This is a genomic window from Massilia sp. Masssp94 (assembly GCF_059491305.1).
This window is the reverse complement of the sequence record NZ_CP168501.1, coordinates 4,416,502-4,437,182: the sequence shown is the minus strand read 5'-3', so window position 1 is coordinate 4,437,182 and position 20,681 is coordinate 4,416,502. Positions and strand designations below refer to the sequence as shown.

Here is a 20,681-nt window from a genome sequence, read left to right as displayed (position 1 = left end):
TCCAGCACGAAGCCGGCTTTTCGGGCATCATCGCCTCTCCTACCGAGTCCCAGAAGGAGAAGTGCAATGTCCGACCCCACGAACCCGTTCACGTCCACCTACGTCCCGCCCCGGGTCTGGTCCCCGGCGACGCCCTCGGGCGGTGCCTTCGCCAGCATCAACCGTCCCGTGGCGGGCAAGACCCACGAGCTGGAACTGCCGGAGGGCAAGCATCCGCTGCAACTGTATTCGCTGGGCACGCCGAACGGGCAAAAGGTCACGATCATGCTCGAGGAGCTGCTGGCCGCGGGCCACGCCGGTGCGGAATACGACGCCTGGCTCATCCGCATCAACGAAGGCGCCCAGTTCGGCAGCGGCTTCGTCGAGATCAACCCGAATTCCAAGATCCCGGCGCTCGTCGACCGCAGCGGACCAGACCCCGTGCGCGTGTTCGAGTCCGGGGCTATCCTCGTCTACCTGGCGGAAAAATTCGGCGCCTTCCTGCCGAAGAACATCCCGGCCCGCACCGAGACCTTCAACTGGCTGATGTGGCAGATGGGCTCGGCGCCGTTCGTCGGCGGCGGCTTCGGCCATTTCTATGCGTACGCGCCGGAAAAGCTGGAATACCCGATCAACCGCTATGCGATGGAAACGAAGCGCCAGCTGGACGTGCTCGACCGCCTGCTGGCCGGGCGCCGCTTCGTCGCGGGCGACGAATACACGATCGCCGACATGGCGATCTGGCCGTGGTACGGCGGCCTCGTGCTGGGCGAGCTGTACGATGCCGGCGAATTCCTCGCCGTGCACCAGTACCAGCAGGTGCGCCGCTGGGCGGACGAGGTCGGCGCGCGGCCGGCCGTGATCCGCGGGCGCAAGGTCAACCGCGTGCGCGGCAAGCCGGAAGAACAGGTGCTGGAGCGCCACGACGCTTCCGACCTGGACTGACGGCCGGCGCGCCTACAGCTTGCTGTTCTGGCAGCCCGCGCTCACGCACTCGCGCAGGCGGTCCTGCAGGAACTGGGCGCGGCGGACGGTCGTGCCGGTCGCGCACTCGAGGTTCACGTAGAACGCGCTGCCCTCGTGGCGCGAGCAGTTGTCGTTGCGTTCAGCTATCCATTGCAGCTGGCCCGTTTTGAGACGCTTCCTCCCGTCCGCATCGAGCTTGCCGGCCAGCTTGCCGTACGTGCTGTTGAGCTCATTGTCCGCTTCCTGGTACACCTTGTTCAGGCAATACAGGCCGTCGAAATCCTTCTTCGGCTTGTCGCATGCCGAATTCGCCTGCGCGGCGCCCGCCGCGCACATCAGTACCGCCAACATCCAACGTTTCATCGCCACTCCTTCGTGTTTGGGTGCATTGATCATGAACCAAGTCCAGCATGATAGTCGAGCAGGCGGCACCTAATTCTCACCAAGTATTACGTAGCGCTACTTTTCGACCTGTGTCAGATGTCTTTTTCCTGGCATCTAGCGGGCGCGCGGCAATGCGGATCGGGACTAGGATCGGAACGTCGGCGCGTACCGCGTTGGCGCACGATTGAGTGGACGCAAACGCGTACGAGGAGGCCCGTCTATCCTTGATGGGTACCGCACACCGACAGCCCTGCAATCATCGACATCAGGAGGAAGAAAGATGAGCTACGCAGATCGCGACAAATATGGCATGTACAAGGCCACTGGACGACATGCCGGCCCAGGCCCGGCGCTGATGGGCGCCGACACCCTGATCGGCGACAGCGTCGTCAACGCCGCCGACCAGGACCTGGGCGACATCAAGGAAATCATGCTCGACATGCAGACCGGCCAGGTCGCCTACGCCGTGCTGTCCTTCGGCGGCTTCCTGGGCATGGGCGACAAGCTGTTCGCCGTGCCCTGGCAGGCCCTGCACCTGGACACCGTCAACAAGCGCTTCGTGCTCGATATCGAGAAGGAAGGCCTGCGGAACGCCCCCGGCTTCGACAAGGATGCCTGGCCCGACATGGCCGACGCGCAATGGGCCCAGCACATCCACAGCTTCTACGGCACCGACCCGATGCGTTCCGGCGCGCCCAGCATGGGACCGAACGTGGCGATGCGCGGCATGGTCGGCGGCGGCGCTGGCGCCAGCACGGGCGCGGGTGCCGGCATGGGCTCGATGGGCGCCGGGCACGCTGGCTCGTCCGATATGGGCACGGGCGCGGGCAGTGCCATGCCCGGTGGCGGCGCCGGCGGGAGCCTCGATCCACGGCCCGGTACGGCCGGCAGCGACACGGACCTGAGCAAGATCCGCGGCAGCAACCTGGGCTGACGCTGGACCACGCACCATCGGCCCGCCAACGGCCGGTGGTGCGGCCGGCGACACATGTCGTTACAACTTGTAACCTCAACAGTGCATCGTTTTGCCATGCAATCTGGCAGACTGGCGGGATGCAATATTTACTAATCAGCCATTTCCCATTACCCCGGCATGCAACACGGACGTCATCCTGGTCTGGTAATTCTTAATAAAAGCTTTACCGAACTTTACAGCACCGACTGTTTTACCCCGGCCATTCGCCCTCTACAATTTTGCTATGAAGATCTCGAGTGAACAGACGCTGAAACTGGACAGCTGGGGTGGCCACGCACAGCCGGGCGCATTCGACACGGACTGGCTGGCCGACTCGGCCGCCCGCACGGCATTGGTCGACCGCGCGCTGCTCGCGCGTGCCGACAGGATCCTGTTCATCGCCCACCTGGCGCTGGGCGATTTCACTTACCTGCAAAGCTGCTTCACCGCCTTCGCGCGCGCCTTCCCGCACCTGAAGATCGACCTGTGGGTCGACGAGCGCCGCCGCACGCGCCGGGCCGCGGACTGGCCGCACCTGAAGAAATACGCGCTGTACGACTGGCTGGCCGAGTGCCCCTGCTTCGACAAGGTCTACGACGAAACCTACAGCCCCGCGCTGTACAAGGCCTCGCTGCAGGAAGCAAAGCAGCAGGATTACCCGATCGTCGTGTCGCTCGCCGTGCTGGACCGGCACAAGTACGCGGGCCTGGCCCGCAAGATCAGCCCGCACGGCTTCGTCGTGGGCCAGAAGAAGCGCGTGCGGTCCTACGACCTGCCGAAGCACCTCGCCTACCGCAAGCTGGACGCCTTCATTTCCGCGTACAGCACGGCATCGCATCCGGACCAGCACATCAGTGACATCTACGCCGACTGGTTCACGCAGCTGTTCGGCATCACGATCCCGCCGGCCGCACGCTATCCCGTGCTGTCCATCCCCGACCGCTGGATGGACTACGCGCGCGGCCAGTTCGCCGCCTGGGGATTCGGCGGCACCGGCGTGACGGCGCCCAAGGTCGTGTTCCTGAATGCGTACTCGAAATCGGTCGAGCGCTCGTGGCCGCTGGAGCGGGTCATCGAACTGATCCGCACGATGCAGCGCGACGCCGCGTGGCACGACGCCGGCTTCATCGTCAACGTCGTCCCGGAAGACCTGGCGCGCGCCCGTGCCCTGTTCGCCCGCCACGACCTCGCGCGCACCCATCTGTTCAGTGCCGAAGACAATTTCTTCCAGCTGCCGGCCATCCTCAGCCTGTGCAAGCTGATCGTCTCCGTCGAGACGGCCGTCATGCATCTGGCGAATGCGGTGCACGTCCCCGTGATCGCGCTGATGCGTCAAAAGAATCCGGAATGGGCCCCCATCGACAAGCACAACAGCACCGTGATTACGGTCGCGCGGCGTGACGACTGGGTCGACAAGATCGGCGTGGACGAAGTGATGGCCGCGCTGGCCTGGCAGACGCTGTAAGCCGCTTCAGGAGATGATGGGCGCGGCCAGCGCTTCCGCCGTGCCCTTGGCCGCGATGCGCTGCAGCGTCCGCTCCAGCATGGCCGTGTCCGGATCGATGCGGACGCTCGTCACCTCGCCCCAGCGGACCTCGACCAGGTTGACACCCTCGGCGGACGTCTGCATGCGTCCCCCGTTCAGCCTGTCTGTTCGTCCCGGCCGAACGATTCCCAGGCCGGCAACGCGAATTCCCTGCGTTCGCGCGTATAAAACCACGCCATCATCAAGCCGAACGCCGCGCCTGCGCCGCAAGACCTGAGCGCCACGCCCAGGAAGTCCAGTCCCTGCTGCGACCACACCAGCAGCCACATGAACATGCCCCATGCGCACGTGAACCACGTACCATAGACTCCGGCGATGTGGGCGAAGCCGAGGAAGTGCGGCGGGCGGACGCGGACGCCGAGTTTCCACAGCAGCCGGAACAGCGGCGGCGCGGCGTGACGACGCGCCAGGCCGCGCGCGGACAGCATGGCGAGGGAACGGTCCAGTTGGGCTCGAAAATGCATAGTGCGCCACCTTATCAAATGTGTCGCCGAAAAAATGCGTGCATTGTCACCAAGACACCATTTGCATGCGCGGCGCGATGCGCGTAAGATAGTTAGGTAGCCTACCTATATTACTCATGCCCAACTACGACCAACCCGTCGAACGCCTGTCCGAAGACCTGCGCACGGCCCTCAAGGGCCTCGTGCGCCAGATGCGGCGCGACACCGAGCGCCAGGAACAAGGCATGTCGCTGATGCAGGCGATGCTCCTGCACATGATCCATGAACACCCCGGCATCGGCGTGGCCGAGCTCGCGCGCATGCAGCAGGTGCGCAGCCCGACGATGAGCGGCCAGGTCAAGGCCCTGGAAACGGCCGGCCTCGTCGAGCGCGCCGCCCAGGAACACGACCGGCGCAGGAGCGGCCTGCACGTCAGCCCGGCCGGCCACAAAGCGCTGCACCAGTTGCGCGACCGCCGCCACGACTGGCTGTCGCAACGCATCGCCCGCCTGTCGCCCGACCAGATGACCGCGCTCGCCGGCGCCATCGACGCCCTCAACTTCCTCGCCGACCATGAAGATTGAATCCCCCACGTTCGCCGACGCCCACGAAATCCGTTCCGTCTACCTGGCCCTGATGGCCGTGCTGGGCCTCGGGGCGCTCGACCAGAGCATCGTCGCCACCGCCCTGCCCCGCATCGTGGGCGACCTGGGCGGCATGAACCATTTGTCGTGGGTCGTGACGGCGTACGTGCTCGCCTCCACCGCCACGATGCCGCTGTACGGCAAGCTGGCCGACCAGTACGGCCGGCGTCCGATGATCTTCACGGCGCTCGCGACCTTCCTGCTGGGCTCCATGCTGTGCGGCTTCGCGCAGAGCATGACGCAGCTGATCGCGTTCCGCGCCATCCAGGGCATGGGTTCCGGCGGCTTCATGCCGCTGGCGCAGATCATCATCGGCGACCTCGTGCCGCCGAAGGAACGGGCGCGGCGCCAGGGCTCGATCGCCATCGTGTTCGCGGTCACCAGCGTGCTCGGTCCCGTGCTGGGCGGGATGATGACGGACCTGCTGTCGTGGCACTGGATCTTCTTCATCAACCTGCCCGTCGGCGCGGTCGCCTTCCACGCCATCGCGCGCTCGCTGCGCAAGCCCGTGCAGACGCACGCGCACCGCATCGACTACCTCGGCTCCGTGCTGCTCACGGTGACCATCACGGCGCTGCTGCTGATCCTCGCGCTGGGCGGCACGGAATGGGCGTGGGATTCGGTGCAGGTGCAGGTGTGCGCGGCATTGACCGTCGTGCCGGGCGGCTGGCTGATGGTGCACCTGCGCCGCGCGGCCGAACCCGTGCTGCCGCCGGACCTGTTCCACAGCCGCGTCTTCAACATCGCCAGCATCGTGATGGCGCTGACGTTCATGGGCCTGATGGGCGCGAGCGTGTTCTTCCCGCTGTTCTTCCAGCTCGTGATGGGCAGCAGCCCCGCGCATTCGGGCATGATGACGGTGGCGATGATGGTCGGGATGATCGCGTCGTCCACGCTGAACGGCCGCGTGCTGTCGCGCTCGGGCAAGTACAAGGCCGTGCAGGTGGCGGGATTGTCGGCGGCGGTGCTGGCGTTCGCGGTCCTCGCGTGGGGCATGGACACGGCGCGCGGCTACTGGATCATCGAGCCCGCGATCTTCATGCTGGGCGCGGGCCCGGGCCTCGTGATGCCCAACATGACGATCGCCGTGCAGAACGCGCTGCCCGTCCCGCGGCGCGGCGTGGGCACGGCGATGCTGACGTTCTTCCGCTCGCTCGGCGGGCTGCTCGGCGTGACGGGTTCCGGCGCCATCCTCGCGCACCAGGTGCACGCGCACGGCATCGCGGACGTCGCACGCGCGAGCGCGCATGGCGCGGCAGCTGCGCTGCCCGCCGCGCAGGCGCTGACGGTGGACGTGTACCGCCACGCCATCGCCAACATTTTCGGCGCCGGTGCGCTGATCGTGCTGGCGGGGCTCATCGCGCTGCTGTTCCTGCCGGAGCTGCCGCTGACGGGACATCCCGCGCAGGCCGAGCGATGAGCCGCCACATGCCGGCGAGCCGCGCGTCGTGCTATCGTGTCCGCTCCATTTCCAGACCACGAAGGGAGACGAGATGATCAACAAGAACACGATTTGCCTGTGGTACGACAACGATGCCCTCGATGCGGCGACGTTCTATGCGCAGACATTCCCCGACAGTGCCGTCGGCGCCGTCCACCGCGCGCCCGGCGATTATCCGGCCGGCCAGGAAGGCAGTGTCCTGACGGTGGAGTTCACCGTGATGGGCATCCCGTGCCTCGGCCTGAACGGCGGTCCCGGTCCCAGGCACACCGACGCGTTCTCGTTCCAGGTCTCGACCGAGGACCAGGAAGAGACGGACCGCCTGTGGAATGCGATCGTCGGCAACGGCGGCGAGGAGAACGCGTGCGGCTGGTGCCGCGACCGGTGGGGCGTGTCGTGGCAGATCACGCCGCGCGTGCTGATGGAAGCGTTTACGGGCACGGACCGCGCCGCGGCCAAGCGCGCGTTCAACGCGATGATGGAGATGAAAAAGATCGACGTCGCCGCGATCGAGGCGGCGCGGCGCGGCTAACCGGTCACGCGCGCACCATGGCGTGCAGGGTGCCGCCGCCCGTGTCGCGCCTGGGCGGCGGCGCCCGTTCCACCACCTGGCGCGGGCCGTGCACGCCCTCCAGCGCCAGCAGCACGGCGACGTCCGCGCCGTCGCGGTCGAGCGCCGCCATCACGGTGTCCGCCGGCGCGTACAGCCGCGTGACGATACGGGCCTGGTTGCGGCCCTGCGCCTTGCCCTGATACAGCGCCCAGTCGGCCAGGCGCACGGCGCACGGCCAGTCGAACGCGGCGCCGGCGCCCGGCAGCGCGACGATCCCCGCGGTGAGCGTCACCGGGATCGTGCACGTGCCCGCGTCGACGGGCCTGGCGCCGATCGCATCCAGGATCCGCTCCGCCATGCCGGCGACGCTGGCCGGATCCATGGCGGGCGCGTGGATCATGAATTCCTCGCCGCCCCAGCGCACCACCATGTCGGTGTCGCGCACGGCCGCGGCGAGGCGGCGCGCGACGTCGACGAGGACCGCGTCGCCCGCGCCATGGCCCCAGCGGTCGTTGATGCTTTTAAAATGGTCGATGTCCATCAGGACGAAGCAGTCGACGGCGCCGGGCACCGGGTGCCGGCGGTCGTCCTTGCGGACGCTCATCCGGTTCGTCAGCGAGCGGCGATTGTGCAGGCCCGTCAGCGCGTCGTGCGTCGAACCGAATTCGAGCTGCACGTTCAATTCCTTCAGCCGCGCGTTGCTGCGCGCCGTGCGCCGGTACAGGACCGTCACGACGGCGCCCGCCAGCACCGTCAGCACGGCGCCGAACGTCGTCGCGAGCTGCACCGTGCGGCGGTTGTTCAGCTCCGCATCCTTCAGCCGGTTCTCGCGCTGCAGCAGCGTGATCTGCTGGCTGCGGCGGTGGGCGTCGAATTCTTCCTGCAGCGTCGCGATCGCGCGGTCGCGCGCGGCGCGGGCGCTCTGCTGTTGCAGCGACTGCTGCTCACGCACGATCGCCAGCGCCTGCTGGTACTGGCCCGCGCGCTCCAGCATGCGGCCCTTCTCGTCCAGCATCGCCTCGAGGTCGCCGATGAGCTTGTCCTTGCGCAGGTGCGCGATGACGCCGTCGACCCAGGGCAGGCCCTCGGCTATGCGGCCCTGGCCCATCAGCGCGAACCCGAGATTGGCGCGCGCCATCTGGATGACGTTCTGGTCGCTGCCCTTTTCCGACACGACCAGCGCCTTGCGCGACTCCGCTTCCGCGCGCACGTAGTCGTGGTGCTGCAGATAATAGTCCGCGATATTGCCGCGGGCCGCCGCTTCCATACCCTGCAATCCCGCGCGCACCGCCGTCGCCAGCGCGTTCTCGAACGCGGCGATGCCTTCGCCGTCGCGGCCGATCCTGACCAGCGCGATGGCGCGGGTGAACTGCAGCGACGCGAGCGACCGCAGCGACATCTTCTTTTCCGCCAGCCCCAGGTCGGCATTCTCGATCGCCTTGGCGGGATTGTCGGCATTGGCGTACACCTGGGCGATCCGGGCGTACATCACGGCGCGCCTGCCGCTTTCGCCGGGCTTGCCCTGCAACAGCCGCAGCCCGCGCAGGTAGGCCGCCAGCGCCTCGTCCAGCCGGGCGCGCAGGTTCAGGATATCGCCCTGCGTGCGCTCGGCCGACACCTTGAACGTCAGCGCCGTGTCCTTCGGCGCCTGGGCCACGATCCTGTCGAGCAGCGCCTGGGCATCGTCCAGCCGATGGGCCTCGAGCAGCTCGCGCACCTGGCCCAGCATGGCCAGCGCCACGCCCGCCGTATCGCCCCTGGCCTGCGCCAGTTGCAGCGATTCGCGTTCCAGCGTATAGGCCGAGTCCTGCTGGCCCAGGTCTTCCCTGAGCCGCACTTCCGTGCGCAACAGCATCTGCCTGGCGTCGTAGGGCGCATCCGGCCCCAGGTCGCGGCGCGCGGCCTGTACCCGGTCGAGCGCCGCGCGCGGGGAATCCTGCGCGAGGTCCCAGATCGCGTTCACTTCCGCCCTGGGATCGACGGCCGGGGTACCGGCGTGCGCAACCGGCCCGAACGCCGTGGCGGTCACGAGCAGGAAGGAGACGAGGCGGTGAGGAAATGGCATGACGATGCGCCGGCTGGAAGTCAATACTTCTGTTGAGGCCATTATGGACTCAACTTTGACTTTCCTCAACGAAACAATACGAGCGATGTGCGAGCACAACATTGTGAATATGTTCGCGTATAACATTAATGTTACGTAACAGTCGAACACCTGCCGCGACCCATATCCATTCCGATATCGGTTCTCACCAAAAAGTTATTGGCTTCCGAACAATTCCTCCACTACATTGGACCTCGTCCGGCTCAATGTGCGCGTTCCTTCCTTCCCGCACCCGTGATCGACCCACGGTTGCGGCAGCGATCGAACGCCGCCGATGAGCCGGGCACCTCTTGTTATCGCAATCATTTCTCACTCATCTATCATGTACGGAGCCTATCCGATGGCATGACCTTTTAAGGTACCCCCTATGCAAAAAGATAAGACCAAACGAATTGGTCAAGCAGGAGACTTATCGAGAGGCATCAAGCGCACCGCCCTGTGCGGCGCCCTGATCCTCGCCGCGGCGATGCCGGCCGCGGCACAGACCACCACCACATCCCCTGAAGCACGCACGGATGCGGACGCCCGCGCCCGCGCCCTGGTCGCGCAGATGACACTGGACGAGAAGATCGACCAGCTGCTCAACGTCGCACCCGCCGTGCCCCGCCTCGGCATTCCCGCCTATAACTGGTGGACCGAATCGCTGCACGGCGCGCTGGGACCGCTGCCCACGACGAACTTCCCCGAACCCATCGGCCTCGCCGCGACGTTCGACGCGCCGCTCGTGCACAAGGTCGCGTCCGCGATCAGCACGGAAGTGCGCGCGCTGCACACGCTGGGCCGCCAGACGGGCCACCTGGGCAGGATCGGCACGGGGCTCGACACCTGGTCGCCGAACATCAACATCTTCCGCGACCCCCGCTGGGGCCGTGGCCAGGAGACGTATGGCGAAGACCCGTACCTGACGGCGCAACTGGGCGTCGCGTTCATCCAGGGCATCCAGGGACCGAACCCGGACCTGCCGGACGTCGTCGCGACGCCGAAGCACTTCGCCGTGCACAGCGGGCCGGAATCGACGCGCCACGTGGCCGACGTGTTCGTATCGCGCCACGACCTCGAGGACACGTATTTGCCCGCCTTCCGCGCCGCCATCGTCGATGCGAAGGCCGGGTCGATCATGTGCGCCTACAACCGCATCAACGGCCAGCCGGCCTGCGGCAGCGACCTGCTGCTGAAGGAGCACCTGCGCGGCGCGTGGGGCTTCAAGGGCTATGTCGTGTCCGACTGCGATGCCGTCACGGACATCGACGAGCACCACAAGTACGCGCCCGATCCCGCCGCGGCGGCCGCCGTCGCGCTGAAGGCCGGCACGGACAACGAGTGCAACACGAAGACCCTGGGCGACGCGAAGGGCCTCGGCGAACGCTACCGCGAAGCGTGGAAGCGCGGCCTGATCTCCATGGGCGACATCGACACGGCGCTCGTCCGCCTGTTCTCCGCGCGCTACCGCAACGGCGACCTCGCGGGCCTCGCGCAGCGCAAGCCGAACCAGACGCCGGCCTCCGCGATCGACACGCCCGCGCACCGCGACCTCGCGCTGCAGGCCGCGAACAAGAGCCTCGTGCTGCTGAAGAACGACGGCACGCTGCCTTTGAAGCCGGGCGTAAAAGTCGCCGTGATCGGCCCGCTGGCCGACGCCACGCGCGTCCTGCGCGGGAATTATTCGTCGACGCAGTCCGCGCCGCCTGTCTCCGTCGTCGCCGGCCTGCGCCGCGTGCTGCCGCAGGCGCGCGTGACGCTCGTGCCGGCCGCCGCCTCCATCACGGACGGCGACCCGGTCCCGGCCAGCGCGCTGCTCACGCCGGACGGCAAGCCTGGCCTGCGCGCCGAGTACATCAACGGCACGGATACGAAGCCGGTGCTCGTCCGCACGGAAAAGGGCCTGGAATCGCACGCGCTCCAGTTCAAGGACGTGGCGGACAAGCACAAGGTCGTGTGGACCGGCGCGCTCGTCGCACCCGAGACGGGCACGTACCGCCTCGGCGTGACGGGCGTGAAGGGCGAACTGACGGTCGGCGGCAAGCCCGCCGTGCAGGCGTCGACCTATTCGCAATGGGGCGAACCGCTGAAGCTCACCGACGTGCGCCTCGAGAAAGGCCAGCGCTATCCGCTGCGCTTCCAGGCCGAGACGGGATCCACGGGCGTGCCCGGCCTGTTCTGGAAACGCATCTCGACGGCGCCCGAGCAGGACCTGAAGGCCGGCACCGCGGATGCGGACGTGATCGTCGCCGTCGTCGGCCTGACGTCGGACCTGGAAGGCGAAGAGATGGCCATCAAGGTCGAGGGCTTCGCCGGCGGCGACAAGACGTCGCTGGACCTGCCGGCCGAGCAGCGCGCCCTCTTGGCCCGGGCGAAAGCGCTGGGCAAGCCGCTCGTCGTCGTCGTGATGAACGGCAGCGCCATCGACCTGTCGTGGGCGAAGGACAATGCGGCCGCGATCCTGGAAGCGTGGTATCCGGGCCAGTCCGGCGGCGCCGCCATCGCCGACGTGCTGACGGGCCGCACCGATCCGGGCGGACGCCTGCCCCTCACCTTCTACCGCAGCATCAACGACCTGCCGCCGTTCGACGATTACTCGATGCAGGGCCGCACCTACCGCTACTACGCGGGCACGCCCGTGTATCCGTTCGGCGCCGGTCTCTCGTACACGACGTTCGGCTATGCGCCGCTGCGCATCGAACCGGTCGCTGGAGCGCCCGAGAACGGCATCGTCGTCACGACGGAAGTCGCCAACACGGGCAAGCGCGACGGCGACGAAGTGGCGCAGTTGTACCTGACGCCGCCCGCGTTCGAGGGCGCGCCGCGTGTCGCGCTGCGTGGCTTCCAGCGCGTGCCGCTGAAGGCCGGCGAGCGGCGCAAGATCAGCTTCACGCTGTCGCCGCGCGACCTCAGTTTCGTCACGAGAGACGGCGTCCGCCAGCTCACGCCCGGCCAGTACAAGCTGAGCGTGGGTTCCGGCCAGCCGGGCACCGGCGTGGCGCAGCAGGACGGCACGCTGACCTTGAAACAGACCGTCGTGCTGGCGCAATAACCATAACAAAGGAGACTACATGATGAAGACCAGACTGTTGATTGCCACCGTCATCGCCTATGCGCTCGCGGCACCCGTCCACGCGCAGAACGACAAGATGACGCCCATCGCGGCGCCCGCGCAACCGAACGCCATCGTGCTGAACACGGGTCCGCTGCCGGGTGCGAAAGCGCAGGAGAGCTGGCACAGCCAGTACGGCAGCGTCTTCGCACGCAACGTCACGGTCGCGACCCTGACGCCGTTCCTGCCCGACCCCGCGAAGGCGACCGGCGCCGCCGTGATCGTCGCGCCGGGCGGCGGCTTCCGTACGCTGTCGATGAACAACGAGGGCTGGGACGTGGCGAAGGCGCTGGCCGACAAGGGCGTCGCCGCGTTCGTGCTGAAGTACCGCCTGAACCAGACCCCGCAGGACATGGATGCGTTCGCGGACGAGATGGCGAAGATGTTTTCGGGCGCGTCCCGCCCGAACCGTCCGCCGACCGACAATCCGGCCGTGACGCTGGCGCCGCAGATCGCCGACGCGCGCGCCGCGTTCGCGCTCGTGCGCGCGCGGGCGGGCACGTGGCACGTGGACCCGGACCGCATCGGCATGCTGGGCTTTTCCGCCGGCGCGATGCTGACGATGGCGACGACGCTGTACGGCCAGGACGCGAAGCCCGCGTTCATCGGCGACATCTACGGCCCGCTCGCCGCCGTCAAGGTGCCGGCCGACGCCCCGCCGCTGTTCATCGGGCTGGCGGCGGACGATCCGCTGTTCGGCAACGGCGGCTTCGGCCTCGTCGACAGCTGGCGCGCGGCCAAGCGGCCCGTCGAATTCCACCTGTTCGAACAGGGTGGACACGGCTTCGGCATGTACCAGAAGACGACCACCAGCACCGGATGGTTCGATGCGTTCGCGCGGTGGCTGGGCATGCACGGCTACCTGAAGCCGAAGGTGTGACGGACTCGCGCCCTTGACTACGTCGCCCCCGCGGAGGCGGGGGTCCAATTTTGCCAGCGCTGCGGCACGTCTAAAAACTTGGGTCCCCGCCTGCGCGGGGACGACGTGATAAACACTGACTTACCGTGACTCCTGCGGCTCCGCTTACTGTACCGCCGTCAGCGCCACATCGAACACGAGCCCGGCATTCGCGGGAATCGCGCCATTCCCGCTTGCCCCGTAGCCCAGGCTGGATGGAACCAGCAAAGTGCGCTTGCCGCCCACCTTCATGCCCGTCACGCCCTGGTCGAAGCCGGCGATCGCCTGGTTCGCCCCGAGCGTGAACGAGTACGTGCCGGTGTCGAACTGCCTGCCCTTGTGGTCCGTCGCCGTGTCGCTGTACAGCCAGCCGGTATAGGTCACGGTGGCCGTCTTGCCGGTGGTCGCTTCGGTACCGGTGCCCAGCACGACGTCCGTCGCGCTGAACTGGGACGGATTGGCCACGACGACGGTGCTGGACGACGACCCGCCGCCACCGCCGCCGCAACCGGCAAGGCTCAGGACGGCGACAAGGATGGCGGTGCAGGCAAGGGCAGGCTTCAGGTTCATGGTGTCTCGCGTTATTAGAAGAACCTGCAACCATACCCCATGTACATGCCTGGATTGCCTTTACATTTGTTTTTCTTTGTTACAAATTCAAGGTTGATGTTCTGAGCAGGCGCATCAGCAACAGATTGCCCGTCAAGACGAAATAATTCGATGGGGCAACAACAGCGCGGCGTACACTGAATCGGTCGCGTCGGACCGACGACGCTGGATGACGAAAGATGCCCATGATCCGCCTCACGACATTGTTTGACGACGTCAAACTGCCCACGATCTCCGCAGTGGCCCATGCCCTGATCGAAACCCTCGACGACGACGACGCATCCGCCAGGAAGGTCGCGACGATCATCGCGCGCGACCCGGCCCTGACGGCCAAGCTGATGCGCCTGGCGAACAGCGCCCGCTTCGGTTCGCGCCGCAACGTCGGCTCGCTCGACGACGCGATCTCCCTCGCGGGCATGGCCCACATCCGCACGCTGGCGCTGGCCACGTGCTTCTCCGACGCCTTTCCCGCCCTGCCCGGCCTGGATTCCGACGAGTTCTGGAAAAGCAGCATGGCTTGCGCCGGCTACGCGAAATGGCTCGCGGGCGGCATCGGCCTGGACGGCAGCGAAGCCTGGCTGGCCGGCATGATGCTGCGCCTGGGCGAACTGCTGATCTACCAGGTGGACCCGACGGCCTTCGCCGAGATCGAGCAGTTGCCGCACCTGCCGGGCGGCCGCTGGGAACGCGAGCAGCGCCTGCTGGGCCTGTCGGAAGGCGAGATTACGGCGGAACTGGGCCGGCGCTGGAACTTCCCCGACAAGATCGTGCGCGCGCTGGAGAACTCGTCCGACCCGATGGCGGGGCACCCGTTCTGCCAGCTGGGCGGCATCATCCACCTGGCCAGCCTGCTGGCCGACACGCCCAGCGACGACCCCGCGATCCTCGACACCCTGCCGGCCGAAGTGGTCGACACGCTGCGCCTGTCGCGCGAATGGATGACGGTGCGCTTCCCGTCGCATGCGTCGTTCTCGGCCGAACCCTGAACGATCGTGTAGCATGGTCGGATCTGCAAGGAGCGACCATGTCCTACCAGTCCACCCTCGAATTCAACACGTTCGGCCGCGGCAGCCGCGACATCACCGCGGCCGTCGCCGACGTCGTCACCCGCTCGGGCATCCGCTGCGGCCTCGCGCACGTGTTCGTGCAGCACACGAGCTGTTCACTCCTGATCACGGAAAACGCCGACCCGGACGTGCGCCACGACCTGGAGACCATCATCCGGCGCCTGGTGCCGGACGGTGATCCCGCGTACCACCACGATACGGAAGGACCGGACGACATGGCGGCGCATGCGCGCACGATGCTGACGTCCACGTTCGTGACGGTGCCCGTCGGCGACGGGCGGCTGATGCTCGGGACGTGGCAGGGGATGTATTTGTGGGAGCATCGGGTGGCGGAGCATCGGCGCAAGGTCGTCGTGACGGTGCTGGGGGACTGAGTCACGGCATGCCGGTGAGATTCCGAGGAATTGTTGCGAGTGAAAACGCGTATCCTGCAAGCTCGTCAACGACACCCCCATCGACCATGCGATTCCGTTCAGCTGCCTTCGGCGCCCTCGCGCTCTGCACGTCTCTGGTAGCCCACGCAAGCGCGTACGACGACGCGAGCCGCGCCGCGGCGGCCGCCAGGTTCGTCGCCGCACTCCAGCACCAGCGCTTCCAGGAGGCTGCCGCCCTGTTCGCGCCGGAAGCAACGCGGGATACCGCGGCGACCGCGCACACGCTGAAGCGGATCGATGACACCGTCGGCGGATTTTCGACGATGCAGCCGGCGCCCCGGCCGCTGGAAGGAAAAATCATCCGCCTGCAGGTGCCGCCGCGTAAAAACGTCCTGTTCGGCTTCCAGAAGTCCGTCCAGTTCCGCTACGCCTCCACCGCCGGCGACGGCAAGCCCGTGTATTACGAAGTCCACGTCACGCCGGACGACAAGCCGCCGCAGGTCTTGTCGTTCGCGCTGCAATTCCCGGCGGCGGATGCGCAGTCGGCGCAACGCGCGAACCGGCTTGCCGCTGCCATCGACCGCTGACGTCCGCGCCGTCCGGATTCCCCACTGATGCCTTGCGCAGGGTTGGAAATGCCACCGCATAAAAACAAACGTGAATGGAAATGAAATGCACTGGAACGACTGGCCGATGGTATGCCTGGCACTGTCGGCGCTTCTAGCCCTTCTGTCGCGACGCTGGATCGACGCCGCCTCGTCCGCATGTTTCGCCATCTTCCTGCTGTTCGACAAGGTCTTGCCGACCGCGATCCCGTGGCAATTGAAATACGCGTTCCTGCTGGTCGGCGTGCTACTGGTCGCCTCCCAGGTTACTGGAACGTACCGTCGGTACAAGCAGAGCCTGGACGCAAGGCACTGATTGCACCGGAAAGCGAATTCCTCAGTCCTCGAACCGCAGCGGGTCGAACGTGCCTGCCAGACCGTGGATGCCCTTGTACAGATTGGCCATGGCGCGCACGTCGCTGCTCGACCTGTCGAGCAAATGGGCCAGCGCCGGCGACAACGGCTGGGGCAGCCGGTCCAGCTCGCGCCATTGATACCCCAGGCATCCATCGCCCATGCGCGGTTCGAACTCCTGCGGTACGACAGCCACGTAGTTGTGCTGCACGAAGAAGCGCGCATCGGAAAACGGCGTCAGGCGGCTCAACGCGAGATCGCCTTCATACGCGCAGCGCTCGGCGATCGTGTTGATCGCGACCTGCAACGGCGACTGCCCGGCCGGGACGTCCGCCGTCCAGGTACCCCACTCGGGGCCCGCACCATCCGCAGGGATACATTGCTTGACGAGCACGCGTCCCGTGTCCTCGGCAAGCACGATCGCGCAAGCGGCAACGCCCTGCCAGCTTCCACGGGCCGGTACGACCCAGCTCGGCCGCCTGACGAGGTCGGAACCGGCCGTCGACGTACTTTGGAAATTCGCCATTTTTACCTCGCTTGCAGTGCGTGATTCACTGCGTATGCTTAACATTTATTCAACGTAGGATCATTCCTACATAATGTTAATCATCCACGAGATTCGTTTAACGGTCGAGCGATTTCTACCAAGAGTACAATTTCCCGACAGATCATTTCGTAACGGTTGCGACGTTGCAACAGAAATGAGTCATCGTCAATACAATGATGACTTGGTGCGGAAGATGATGAGGGAAGCCGGTCGCACCGGCCCTGTCAGTCCGGGTATCATGCAGGGATGAACCAGATTCCTTTCCAGCCGTTCGTCATTGGCGTCGCCGGCGGCAGCGGCAGCGGCAAGTCGACGGTGACCCAGCAGGTGCTGGCGTCGTTCGGCACCGAGATGGTCTCGGTCGTGATGCAGGACGATTACTACCGCGATCAGTCCGACCTCACCCCGGAAGTCCGCCGCAAGCAGAATTATGATCACCCGCACGCGTTCGACTGGCCGCTGCTGGTCCAGCACGTGCAGGCGCTGCGCAACGGCGAATCGATCGAAATGCCCGAGTACGACTTCACGATCGACAACCGCTCCACGAAAACCATCTCCGTGAAACCGGCCCCGGTCATCGTGATCGAGGGCCTGTTCGCCTTGTACGACGCGGACCTGCGCGACATGATGTCCCTGAAGATCTTCGTCGACACCGCGGCCGACGTCCGCTTCATCCGCCGCATGCAGCGCGATATCGCCGAACGCGGCCGCACGATGGACAGCATCGTCAACCAGTACCTGGAAACGGTCCGCCCGATGCACAAGCAGTTCATCGAGCCGACCAAGCGCTACGCCGACGTCATCCTCCCCCACGGCGCGAACGACCCCGCGGTCGACGTCATCACCACCAAGGTGGCGAGCGTCATCGGCAAGTTGAAACGTTCCTGATCCCTGGCGCCGCAGTGGCAGCCGGCTTCCTGAAGGCCAGCAGGTTACCGCCGAGGACCAGCGCGACGCCGCCGAAGGCCGGCAACGTCCAGTGATAGCCCTCGAGCACGGTCGACACGCTCAACGCGACGACGGGAAACAGCACCGTCGAGTAGGCCGCGCGGTCCGGCCCGATGCGGCCGACCAGCACCAGGTACGCCGTGAATGCGATGACGGAACCGGGGACGGCGAGGTAGAACAGCGCGCCGAGGTAGCGCGGGCTGGCATCCAGCGTGAACGGCATGCCCAGCAACCATGCGCCGCCGCCGACGATGGTCGAGCCGATCAGCATGGCCCAGGTATTGGTCAGCAGCGGCGTCAGGCCGAGCGCCTGCATCCGGCTCGACAGCAGGTTCCCCGTCGAAAAGCACACGGTGCCCAGCAGCGACAGGCCCAGGCCCAGCAACATGCCGTGGTCGTTCCAGTGCCCCTGCATCTGCGGCAGGAACAGCAGCGCGATGCCGCACAAGCCGAGCAAGGAACCGACCAGCACCTGGCGCCGGATCGGACGCCCCATGAACAGGCGCAGGTTGACCGCGTTCCAGATCGGCGCCGTCGAAAAGACCACGGCCACGAGGCCGCTGGGCACCCACTGGCTGGCGTAATAAAAGCACAGGAAATTGCAGCAGAACAGGGCGATACCCTGCGCGAGCAGATAACGCCACGCCTGGCGCGGCGGCCACGCTTGCCGGCGCGTGGCGAGCAGGAACAGGAACAGCACGGCGGCGGCGATCCAGAAACGGTAGGCGATCGACACCGGGGCCGGGACGACGCCGAGCTGGAACTTGATCGCGATCCAGGTGGTGCCCCAGATGACGACGGTGAGCAGGTAAAGGAAGATATTCATGCTGCCATGATGCGCGCGGCCACCGGCGCCGACTTGTCTGGTCTTGCGCTTTTCCGACGCCCTGTCGGTACGGGTTGCGGAAGAATGCTAGACTTTTTCGCATGCACTCCCGTCCCGCTCCCATCTCGCACGCCGTCTTCGACACCATGTGCGGCACCGACGCCACGCTCGAACGCTTCGTGTGGCTGGGCGACGGCATGGCCGCGGCGATCTGGCAGCGGGACACCCGTGAAGCGCTGACCGTGTACGACCGGCCCGGCCACCACACCCTCTCCTGCTACCTGGGCGGCGGCTACCGCACGGAACGCAGTGGCATGCACAGGCAGTACGGCGCGCCGCTGCGCCTGTGCACGCTGCCGGACGACCACGAATCGGAATGGGTGGTGCGCGACCATCTGCGCCTGCTGCACGTGTACTTCATGCCGGCGCATTTCACGCGCCGCGCCGTGGTGGAGCTGGACCGCGAACCGCGCGAGATCACGCTCGCCGACCGCACGTATTTCGAAAGCCCCGCCCTGCTGCGCCTGTGCCAGTCGCTGATCGCGACGCCGTGGGTAGACACCGACAATCTGCTGCGCGCCAACGAGATCACCCACGACACGCTGAGCGAACTGCTGCGCTCACAAGGCGTGCCGCGGCGCGAACTGCGGCTCAAGGGCGGCCTCGCGCCGCTGCTGCGCCGCAGGCTGGCCGACTACATCGACGCGAACCTGACGCAACCCATCACGCTCGGCACGCTCGCGCAGGTGGCCTGCCTGTCGGAGTTTCATCTGGCGCGCATGTTCCGCGTCTCGTTCGGCATGCCGCCGTCGGCCTGGATCGCCCAGCGCCGCCTCGAGCAGGCCCGCACGCTGTTGAAGACCACCGCCCTGCCCTTGCAGCAGGTCGCCGACCTGTGCGGCTATGCGGACCTGTCGCATTTCGGCCATCGCTTCCGGGCCGCGACGGGCACGTCGCCGCGGCGCTATCGGCAAGTCGTGGCACCTTGAGAACCCGCTTCCTCAAGGCCGGAAAGTCGCGTTCCAGCCGGCGAAAAACAGGCCGTACGCCCGCTCGCCGACGGCCGCCTTGATCGCCTCCAGCTCGCGCTTCGCTTCCCGGTGCCCCAGTTGCTCGGCAATGTGAAAATGGCGCGCAGCCAGCTTGTAATCCGGGTGCGGAGCGCCGGCATGCATCTGCCCCAGCAGGTAGGCCTCGGCACTGTCCATGTCGTTCAGCTTGACGCCTTCGTCACGGATCGGCAGGGGTTGCGGGCGGGGGACGACCGTTTTGCGCGGCGGCGGCGCGGGCGGCAAGTTCCGGAGATGACGTCTCGCGTCCGCCGACCCCGCGTCCGCGGCCTGACGAAACCAGTGCCGCGCCTTCGCGATATCCTGAGGAACGCCAAACGATTCGTCCCGGTACAACTCGCCCAGTTGCTCCATGGCGAGCAGCTTGACGTCCCTCTCGTGGGTATGCACGTGATCCAGGATCGTGTCGCACCGCCCCCTGGCGTCGGGACCGGGATAAGGGACCCGCGCCGTGCCCGCGCGTTCGAAGAATTGCAGCGCCAGCGGGATGTCCGGCACAACGCCTTCTCCCCGGCGGTACATTTTCCCCAGCGCGAACAGGGCGCTGATACATCCGTGGCCGGCCCCGTCGCGATAGCGCCGCTCGGCCGTCCTGCGGTTTTTCCGTGTGCCGTATCCGTTCGCATAACACAGCCCGGCGTAAAAGTGTCCGTAGGGGACACCCAGTTCGCCGGCTTTCCTGAACGCGGCCAGGATCGCGCCCGGATCCTTGAACTTCCGGTCATGCTTGAGCCGGATGAAGGCTTCGACCAGCGACGCGTGGGCGTGGTCCGCAGCGTCGAGCTCACGCAGCATTTTGATGGAAACCTTCTCGTCTTCGGCGACAAAGCGGTGAAAAGCGGATCGTGCCAATCGGTAGCCGGCGCTCATGGTCAGGTGTTCTCCTGATGGTGGGTTGAAATCGGGACAACCGTGACGTCGCATCCAAGGCTATGGAGGATCGTGGCCGCAGGGTGCATTGTTCGATGTGCGAAAACGTCATCGCCGATGCCGATCAGCGCATGGGAGAAAAGTCGAAGTCTTTCACGAAGGCGACGACGGCGTGCCCCTGCACCAGCAGGATGCTCTCCGTTTTCAGCTGCGCCGCCAGCGCGTCGATGAAACTCTCCTTGATCCGGTCGCGCTCGCAGAACGTGTAGAACCTGGGCCAGCGCATGGTCAGGACATCGAGCGCCTCGCGCCGCATGTGGTCCGAAACTTTGTCCGAAATTACCTTCACCGATAATGTCATCTCACCCTCTCTTAAAACGCTGTAAGCGAATCACAAGAGTGAGAAT

23 protein-coding genes are annotated in these 20,681 nt (G+C 66.3%); 14 read left to right on the top strand and 9 right to left on the bottom strand.

The window, feature by feature from the left end; translation table 11 throughout:
- Nucleotides 1–66: 66 nt before the first annotated feature.
- A complete protein-coding gene (gene yghU / locus ACEN9G_RS19685) occupies nt 67–924 on the top strand; it encodes a glutathione-dependent disulfide-bond oxidoreductase (RefSeq protein ID WP_413340873.1) in 858 nt (285 codons plus the stop codon).
- 12 nt (nt 925–936) lie between these two features.
- Here yghU and ACEN9G_RS19680 read toward each other — a convergent pair whose 3' ends face one another.
- Nucleotides 937–1,308, bottom strand: a complete 372-nt coding sequence (locus tag ACEN9G_RS19680; protein ID WP_413340871.1) for a lysozyme inhibitor LprI family protein — start codon at nt 1,306–1,308, stop codon at nt 937–939.
- A 301-nt stretch (nt 1,309–1,609) separates the two neighbouring features.
- On the opposite strand from ACEN9G_RS19680, the gene ACEN9G_RS19675 reads away from it, so the two are divergent.
- Together ACEN9G_RS19675 and ACEN9G_RS19670 are read left to right on the top strand one after the other, a co-directional pair.
- Nucleotides 1,610–2,263, top strand: a complete 654-nt coding sequence (locus ACEN9G_RS19675) for a PRC-barrel domain-containing protein (protein WP_413340869.1) — start codon at nt 1,610–1,612, stop codon at nt 2,261–2,263.
- 265 nt (nt 2,264–2,528) lie between these two features.
- Nucleotides 2,529–3,749 (top strand): glycosyltransferase family 9 protein, encoded by a 1,221-nt coding sequence (locus ACEN9G_RS19670; RefSeq protein WP_413340867.1) that lies wholly within the window; start codon nt 2,529–2,531, stop codon nt 3,747–3,749.
- Between the two features lie 6 nt (nt 3,750–3,755).
- On the opposite strand, the gene ACEN9G_RS19665 is transcribed toward ACEN9G_RS19670, so the two are convergent.
- Nucleotides 3,756–3,914, bottom strand: a complete 159-nt coding sequence (locus tag ACEN9G_RS19665) for a hypothetical protein (RefSeq protein ID WP_413340865.1) — start codon at nt 3,912–3,914, stop codon at nt 3,756–3,758.
- Between the two features lie 11 nt (nt 3,915–3,925).
- Nucleotides 3,926–4,294: a DUF6404 family protein gene (locus tag ACEN9G_RS19660; RefSeq protein WP_413340863.1), complete on the bottom strand. Its 369-nt coding sequence runs from the start codon at nt 4,292–4,294 to the stop codon at nt 3,926–3,928.
- 116 nt (nt 4,295–4,410) lie between these two features.
- Between ACEN9G_RS19660 and ACEN9G_RS19655 the strand changes: the two genes are divergently transcribed.
- From ACEN9G_RS19655 to ACEN9G_RS19645, 3 genes are all read left to right on the top strand, one after another.
- On the top strand, nt 4,411–4,857 hold the full coding sequence (locus tag ACEN9G_RS19655) for a MarR family winged helix-turn-helix transcriptional regulator (protein WP_413340861.1): 447 nt from the start codon (nt 4,411–4,413) through the stop codon (nt 4,855–4,857).
- The gene (locus ACEN9G_RS19650) at nt 4,847–6,337 is read left to right on the top strand and encodes an MDR family MFS transporter (RefSeq protein ID WP_413340859.1); all 1,491 of its coding nucleotides are present in this window, start codon (nt 4,847–4,849) and stop codon (nt 6,335–6,337) included. Before ACEN9G_RS19655 ends, ACEN9G_RS19650 begins: the two co-directional genes overlap by 11 nt.
- A 73-nt stretch (nt 6,338–6,410) precedes the next feature.
- Nucleotides 6,411–6,890 (top strand): VOC family protein, encoded by a 480-nt coding sequence (locus ACEN9G_RS19645; RefSeq protein ID WP_413340857.1) that lies wholly within the window; start codon nt 6,411–6,413, stop codon nt 6,888–6,890.
- Between the two features lie 4 nt (nt 6,891–6,894).
- On the opposite strand, the gene ACEN9G_RS19640 is transcribed toward ACEN9G_RS19645, so the two are convergent.
- Nucleotides 6,895–8,976 carry a tetratricopeptide repeat-containing diguanylate cyclase gene (locus ACEN9G_RS19640; protein WP_413340855.1) on the bottom strand — a complete coding sequence of 694 codons (2,082 nt, stop codon included), beginning with the start codon at nt 8,974–8,976 and terminating at the stop codon, nt 6,895–6,897.
- A gap of 406 nt (nt 8,977–9,382) precedes the next feature.
- Between ACEN9G_RS19640 and ACEN9G_RS19635 the strand changes: the two genes are divergently transcribed.
- Together ACEN9G_RS19635 and ACEN9G_RS19630 are read left to right on the top strand one after the other, a co-directional pair.
- Nucleotides 9,383–12,046 (top strand): glycoside hydrolase family 3 C-terminal domain-containing protein, encoded by a 2,664-nt coding sequence (locus tag ACEN9G_RS19635; protein ID WP_483126868.1) that lies wholly within the window; start codon nt 9,383–9,385, stop codon nt 12,044–12,046.
- A 19-nt stretch (nt 12,047–12,065) separates the two neighbouring features.
- Nucleotides 12,066–12,986, top strand: coding sequence for an alpha/beta hydrolase (locus ACEN9G_RS19630; RefSeq protein WP_483126867.1), 921 nt, complete (start codon nt 12,066–12,068; stop codon nt 12,984–12,986).
- Nucleotides 12,987–13,130: 144 nt separating this feature from the next.
- Here ACEN9G_RS19630 and ACEN9G_RS19625 read toward each other — a convergent pair whose 3' ends face one another.
- Nucleotides 13,131–13,574: an FKBP-type peptidyl-prolyl cis-trans isomerase gene (locus ACEN9G_RS19625; protein WP_413341238.1), complete on the bottom strand. Its 444-nt coding sequence runs from the start codon at nt 13,572–13,574 to the stop codon at nt 13,131–13,133.
- A 224-nt stretch (nt 13,575–13,798) separates the two neighbouring features.
- Between ACEN9G_RS19625 and ACEN9G_RS19620 the strand changes: the two genes are divergently transcribed.
- The 4 genes from ACEN9G_RS19620 to ACEN9G_RS19605 all read left to right on the top strand — a co-directional run bounded on the left by ACEN9G_RS19620 (nt 13,799) and on the right by ACEN9G_RS19605 (nt 15,975).
- Complete coding sequence (locus tag ACEN9G_RS19620; RefSeq protein ID WP_413341236.1) at nt 13,799–14,599, top strand: HDOD domain-containing protein; 801 nt, start codon at nt 13,799–13,801, stop codon at nt 14,597–14,599.
- A gap of 38 nt (nt 14,600–14,637) precedes the next feature.
- On the top strand, nt 14,638–15,054 hold the full coding sequence (locus ACEN9G_RS19615) for a secondary thiamine-phosphate synthase enzyme YjbQ (protein ID WP_056136454.1): 417 nt from the start codon (nt 14,638–14,640) through the stop codon (nt 15,052–15,054).
- Between the two features lie 86 nt (nt 15,055–15,140).
- Nucleotides 15,141–15,641, top strand: coding sequence for a hypothetical protein (locus tag ACEN9G_RS19610; protein WP_413341235.1), 501 nt, complete (start codon nt 15,141–15,143; stop codon nt 15,639–15,641).
- Between the two features lie 85 nt (nt 15,642–15,726).
- Nucleotides 15,727–15,975 (top strand): hypothetical protein, encoded by a 249-nt coding sequence (locus ACEN9G_RS19605; RefSeq protein ID WP_413341233.1) that lies wholly within the window; start codon nt 15,727–15,729, stop codon nt 15,973–15,975.
- A gap of 21 nt (nt 15,976–15,996) precedes the next feature.
- Here ACEN9G_RS19605 and ACEN9G_RS19600 read toward each other — a convergent pair whose 3' ends face one another.
- Nucleotides 15,997–16,539, bottom strand: coding sequence for an NUDIX hydrolase (locus ACEN9G_RS19600; RefSeq protein WP_413341231.1), 543 nt, complete (start codon nt 16,537–16,539; stop codon nt 15,997–15,999).
- Nucleotides 16,540–16,806: 267 nt separating this feature from the next.
- Between ACEN9G_RS19600 and udk the strand changes: the two genes are divergently transcribed.
- A complete protein-coding gene (gene udk, locus ACEN9G_RS19595) occupies nt 16,807–17,448 on the top strand; it encodes a uridine kinase (protein WP_413341229.1) in 642 nt (213 codons plus the stop codon).
- On the opposite strand, the gene ACEN9G_RS19590 is transcribed toward udk, so the two are convergent.
- On the bottom strand, nt 17,423–18,334 hold the full coding sequence (locus ACEN9G_RS19590; RefSeq protein ID WP_413341227.1) for a DMT family transporter: 912 nt from the start codon (nt 18,332–18,334) through the stop codon (nt 17,423–17,425). The genes udk and ACEN9G_RS19590 overlap by 26 nt on opposite strands.
- 101 nt (nt 18,335–18,435) lie before the next feature.
- Here ACEN9G_RS19590 and ACEN9G_RS19585 point away from each other — a divergent pair, with 101 nt between their 5' ends.
- The gene (locus ACEN9G_RS19585; protein ID WP_413341226.1) at nt 18,436–19,323 is read left to right on the top strand and encodes an AraC family transcriptional regulator; all 888 of its coding nucleotides are present in this window, start codon (nt 18,436–18,438) and stop codon (nt 19,321–19,323) included.
- A 12-nt stretch (nt 19,324–19,335) separates the two neighbouring features.
- Here ACEN9G_RS19585 and ACEN9G_RS19580 read toward each other — a convergent pair whose 3' ends face one another.
- Complete coding sequence (locus tag ACEN9G_RS19580; protein WP_413341224.1) at nt 19,336–20,274, bottom strand: tetratricopeptide repeat protein; 939 nt, start codon at nt 20,272–20,274, stop codon at nt 19,336–19,338.
- Nucleotides 20,275–20,398: 124 nt separating this feature from the next.
- The gene (locus ACEN9G_RS19575) at nt 20,399–20,635 is read right to left on the bottom strand and encodes a hypothetical protein (protein WP_413341222.1); all 237 of its coding nucleotides are present in this window, start codon (nt 20,633–20,635) and stop codon (nt 20,399–20,401) included.
- Nucleotides 20,636–20,681 lie beyond the last annotated feature (46 nt).

What these genes read in the sequence shown, in the direction of transcription:
- yghU (WP_413340873.1), top strand. Translation starts at nt 67, where the DNA reads ATGTCCGACCCCACGAACCCGTTCACGTCCACCTACGTCCCGCCCCGG.
- ACEN9G_RS19680 (WP_413340871.1), bottom strand. Translation starts at nt 1,308, where the DNA reads ATGAAACGTTGGATGTTGGCGGTACTGATGTGCGCGGCGGGCGCCGCG.
- ACEN9G_RS19675 (WP_413340869.1), top strand. Translation starts at nt 1,610, where the DNA reads ATGAGCTACGCAGATCGCGACAAATATGGCATGTACAAGGCCACTGGA.
- ACEN9G_RS19670 (WP_413340867.1), top strand. Translation starts at nt 2,529, where the DNA reads ATGAAGATCTCGAGTGAACAGACGCTGAAACTGGACAGCTGGGGTGGC.
- ACEN9G_RS19665 (WP_413340865.1), bottom strand. Translation starts at nt 3,914, where the DNA reads ATGCAGACGTCCGCCGAGGGTGTCAACCTGGTCGAGGTCCGCTGGGGC.
- ACEN9G_RS19660 (WP_413340863.1), bottom strand. Translation starts at nt 4,294, where the DNA reads ATGCATTTTCGAGCCCAACTGGACCGTTCCCTCGCCATGCTGTCCGCG.
- ACEN9G_RS19655 (WP_413340861.1), top strand. Translation starts at nt 4,411, where the DNA reads ATGCCCAACTACGACCAACCCGTCGAACGCCTGTCCGAAGACCTGCGC.
- ACEN9G_RS19650 (WP_413340859.1), top strand. Translation starts at nt 4,847, where the DNA reads ATGAAGATTGAATCCCCCACGTTCGCCGACGCCCACGAAATCCGTTCC.
- ACEN9G_RS19645 (WP_413340857.1), top strand. Translation starts at nt 6,411, where the DNA reads ATGATCAACAAGAACACGATTTGCCTGTGGTACGACAACGATGCCCTC.
- ACEN9G_RS19640 (WP_413340855.1), bottom strand. Translation starts at nt 8,976, where the DNA reads ATGCCATTTCCTCACCGCCTCGTCTCCTTCCTGCTCGTGACCGCCACG.
- ACEN9G_RS19635 (WP_483126868.1), top strand. Translation starts at nt 9,383, where the DNA reads ATGCAAAAAGATAAGACCAAACGAATTGGTCAAGCAGGAGACTTATCG.
- ACEN9G_RS19630 (WP_483126867.1), top strand. Translation starts at nt 12,066, where the DNA reads ATGATGAAGACCAGACTGTTGATTGCCACCGTCATCGCCTATGCGCTC.
- ACEN9G_RS19625 (WP_413341238.1), bottom strand. Translation starts at nt 13,574, where the DNA reads ATGAACCTGAAGCCTGCCCTTGCCTGCACCGCCATCCTTGTCGCCGTC.
- ACEN9G_RS19620 (WP_413341236.1), top strand. Translation starts at nt 13,799, where the DNA reads ATGATCCGCCTCACGACATTGTTTGACGACGTCAAACTGCCCACGATC.
- ACEN9G_RS19615 (WP_056136454.1), top strand. Translation starts at nt 14,638, where the DNA reads ATGTCCTACCAGTCCACCCTCGAATTCAACACGTTCGGCCGCGGCAGC.
- ACEN9G_RS19610 (WP_413341235.1), top strand. Translation starts at nt 15,141, where the DNA reads ATGCGATTCCGTTCAGCTGCCTTCGGCGCCCTCGCGCTCTGCACGTCT.
- ACEN9G_RS19605 (WP_413341233.1), top strand. Translation starts at nt 15,727, where the DNA reads ATGCACTGGAACGACTGGCCGATGGTATGCCTGGCACTGTCGGCGCTT.
- ACEN9G_RS19600 (WP_413341231.1), bottom strand. Translation starts at nt 16,539, where the DNA reads ATGGCGAATTTCCAAAGTACGTCGACGGCCGGTTCCGACCTCGTCAGG.
- udk (WP_413341229.1), top strand. Translation starts at nt 16,807, where the DNA reads ATGAACCAGATTCCTTTCCAGCCGTTCGTCATTGGCGTCGCCGGCGGC.
- ACEN9G_RS19590 (WP_413341227.1), bottom strand. Translation starts at nt 18,334, where the DNA reads ATGAATATCTTCCTTTACCTGCTCACCGTCGTCATCTGGGGCACCACC.
- ACEN9G_RS19585 (WP_413341226.1), top strand. Translation starts at nt 18,436, where the DNA reads ATGCACTCCCGTCCCGCTCCCATCTCGCACGCCGTCTTCGACACCATG.
- ACEN9G_RS19580 (WP_413341224.1), bottom strand. Translation starts at nt 20,274, where the DNA reads ATGAGCGCCGGCTACCGATTGGCACGATCCGCTTTTCACCGCTTTGTC.
- ACEN9G_RS19575 (WP_413341222.1), bottom strand. Translation starts at nt 20,635, where the DNA reads ATGACATTATCGGTGAAGGTAATTTCGGACAAAGTTTCGGACCACATG.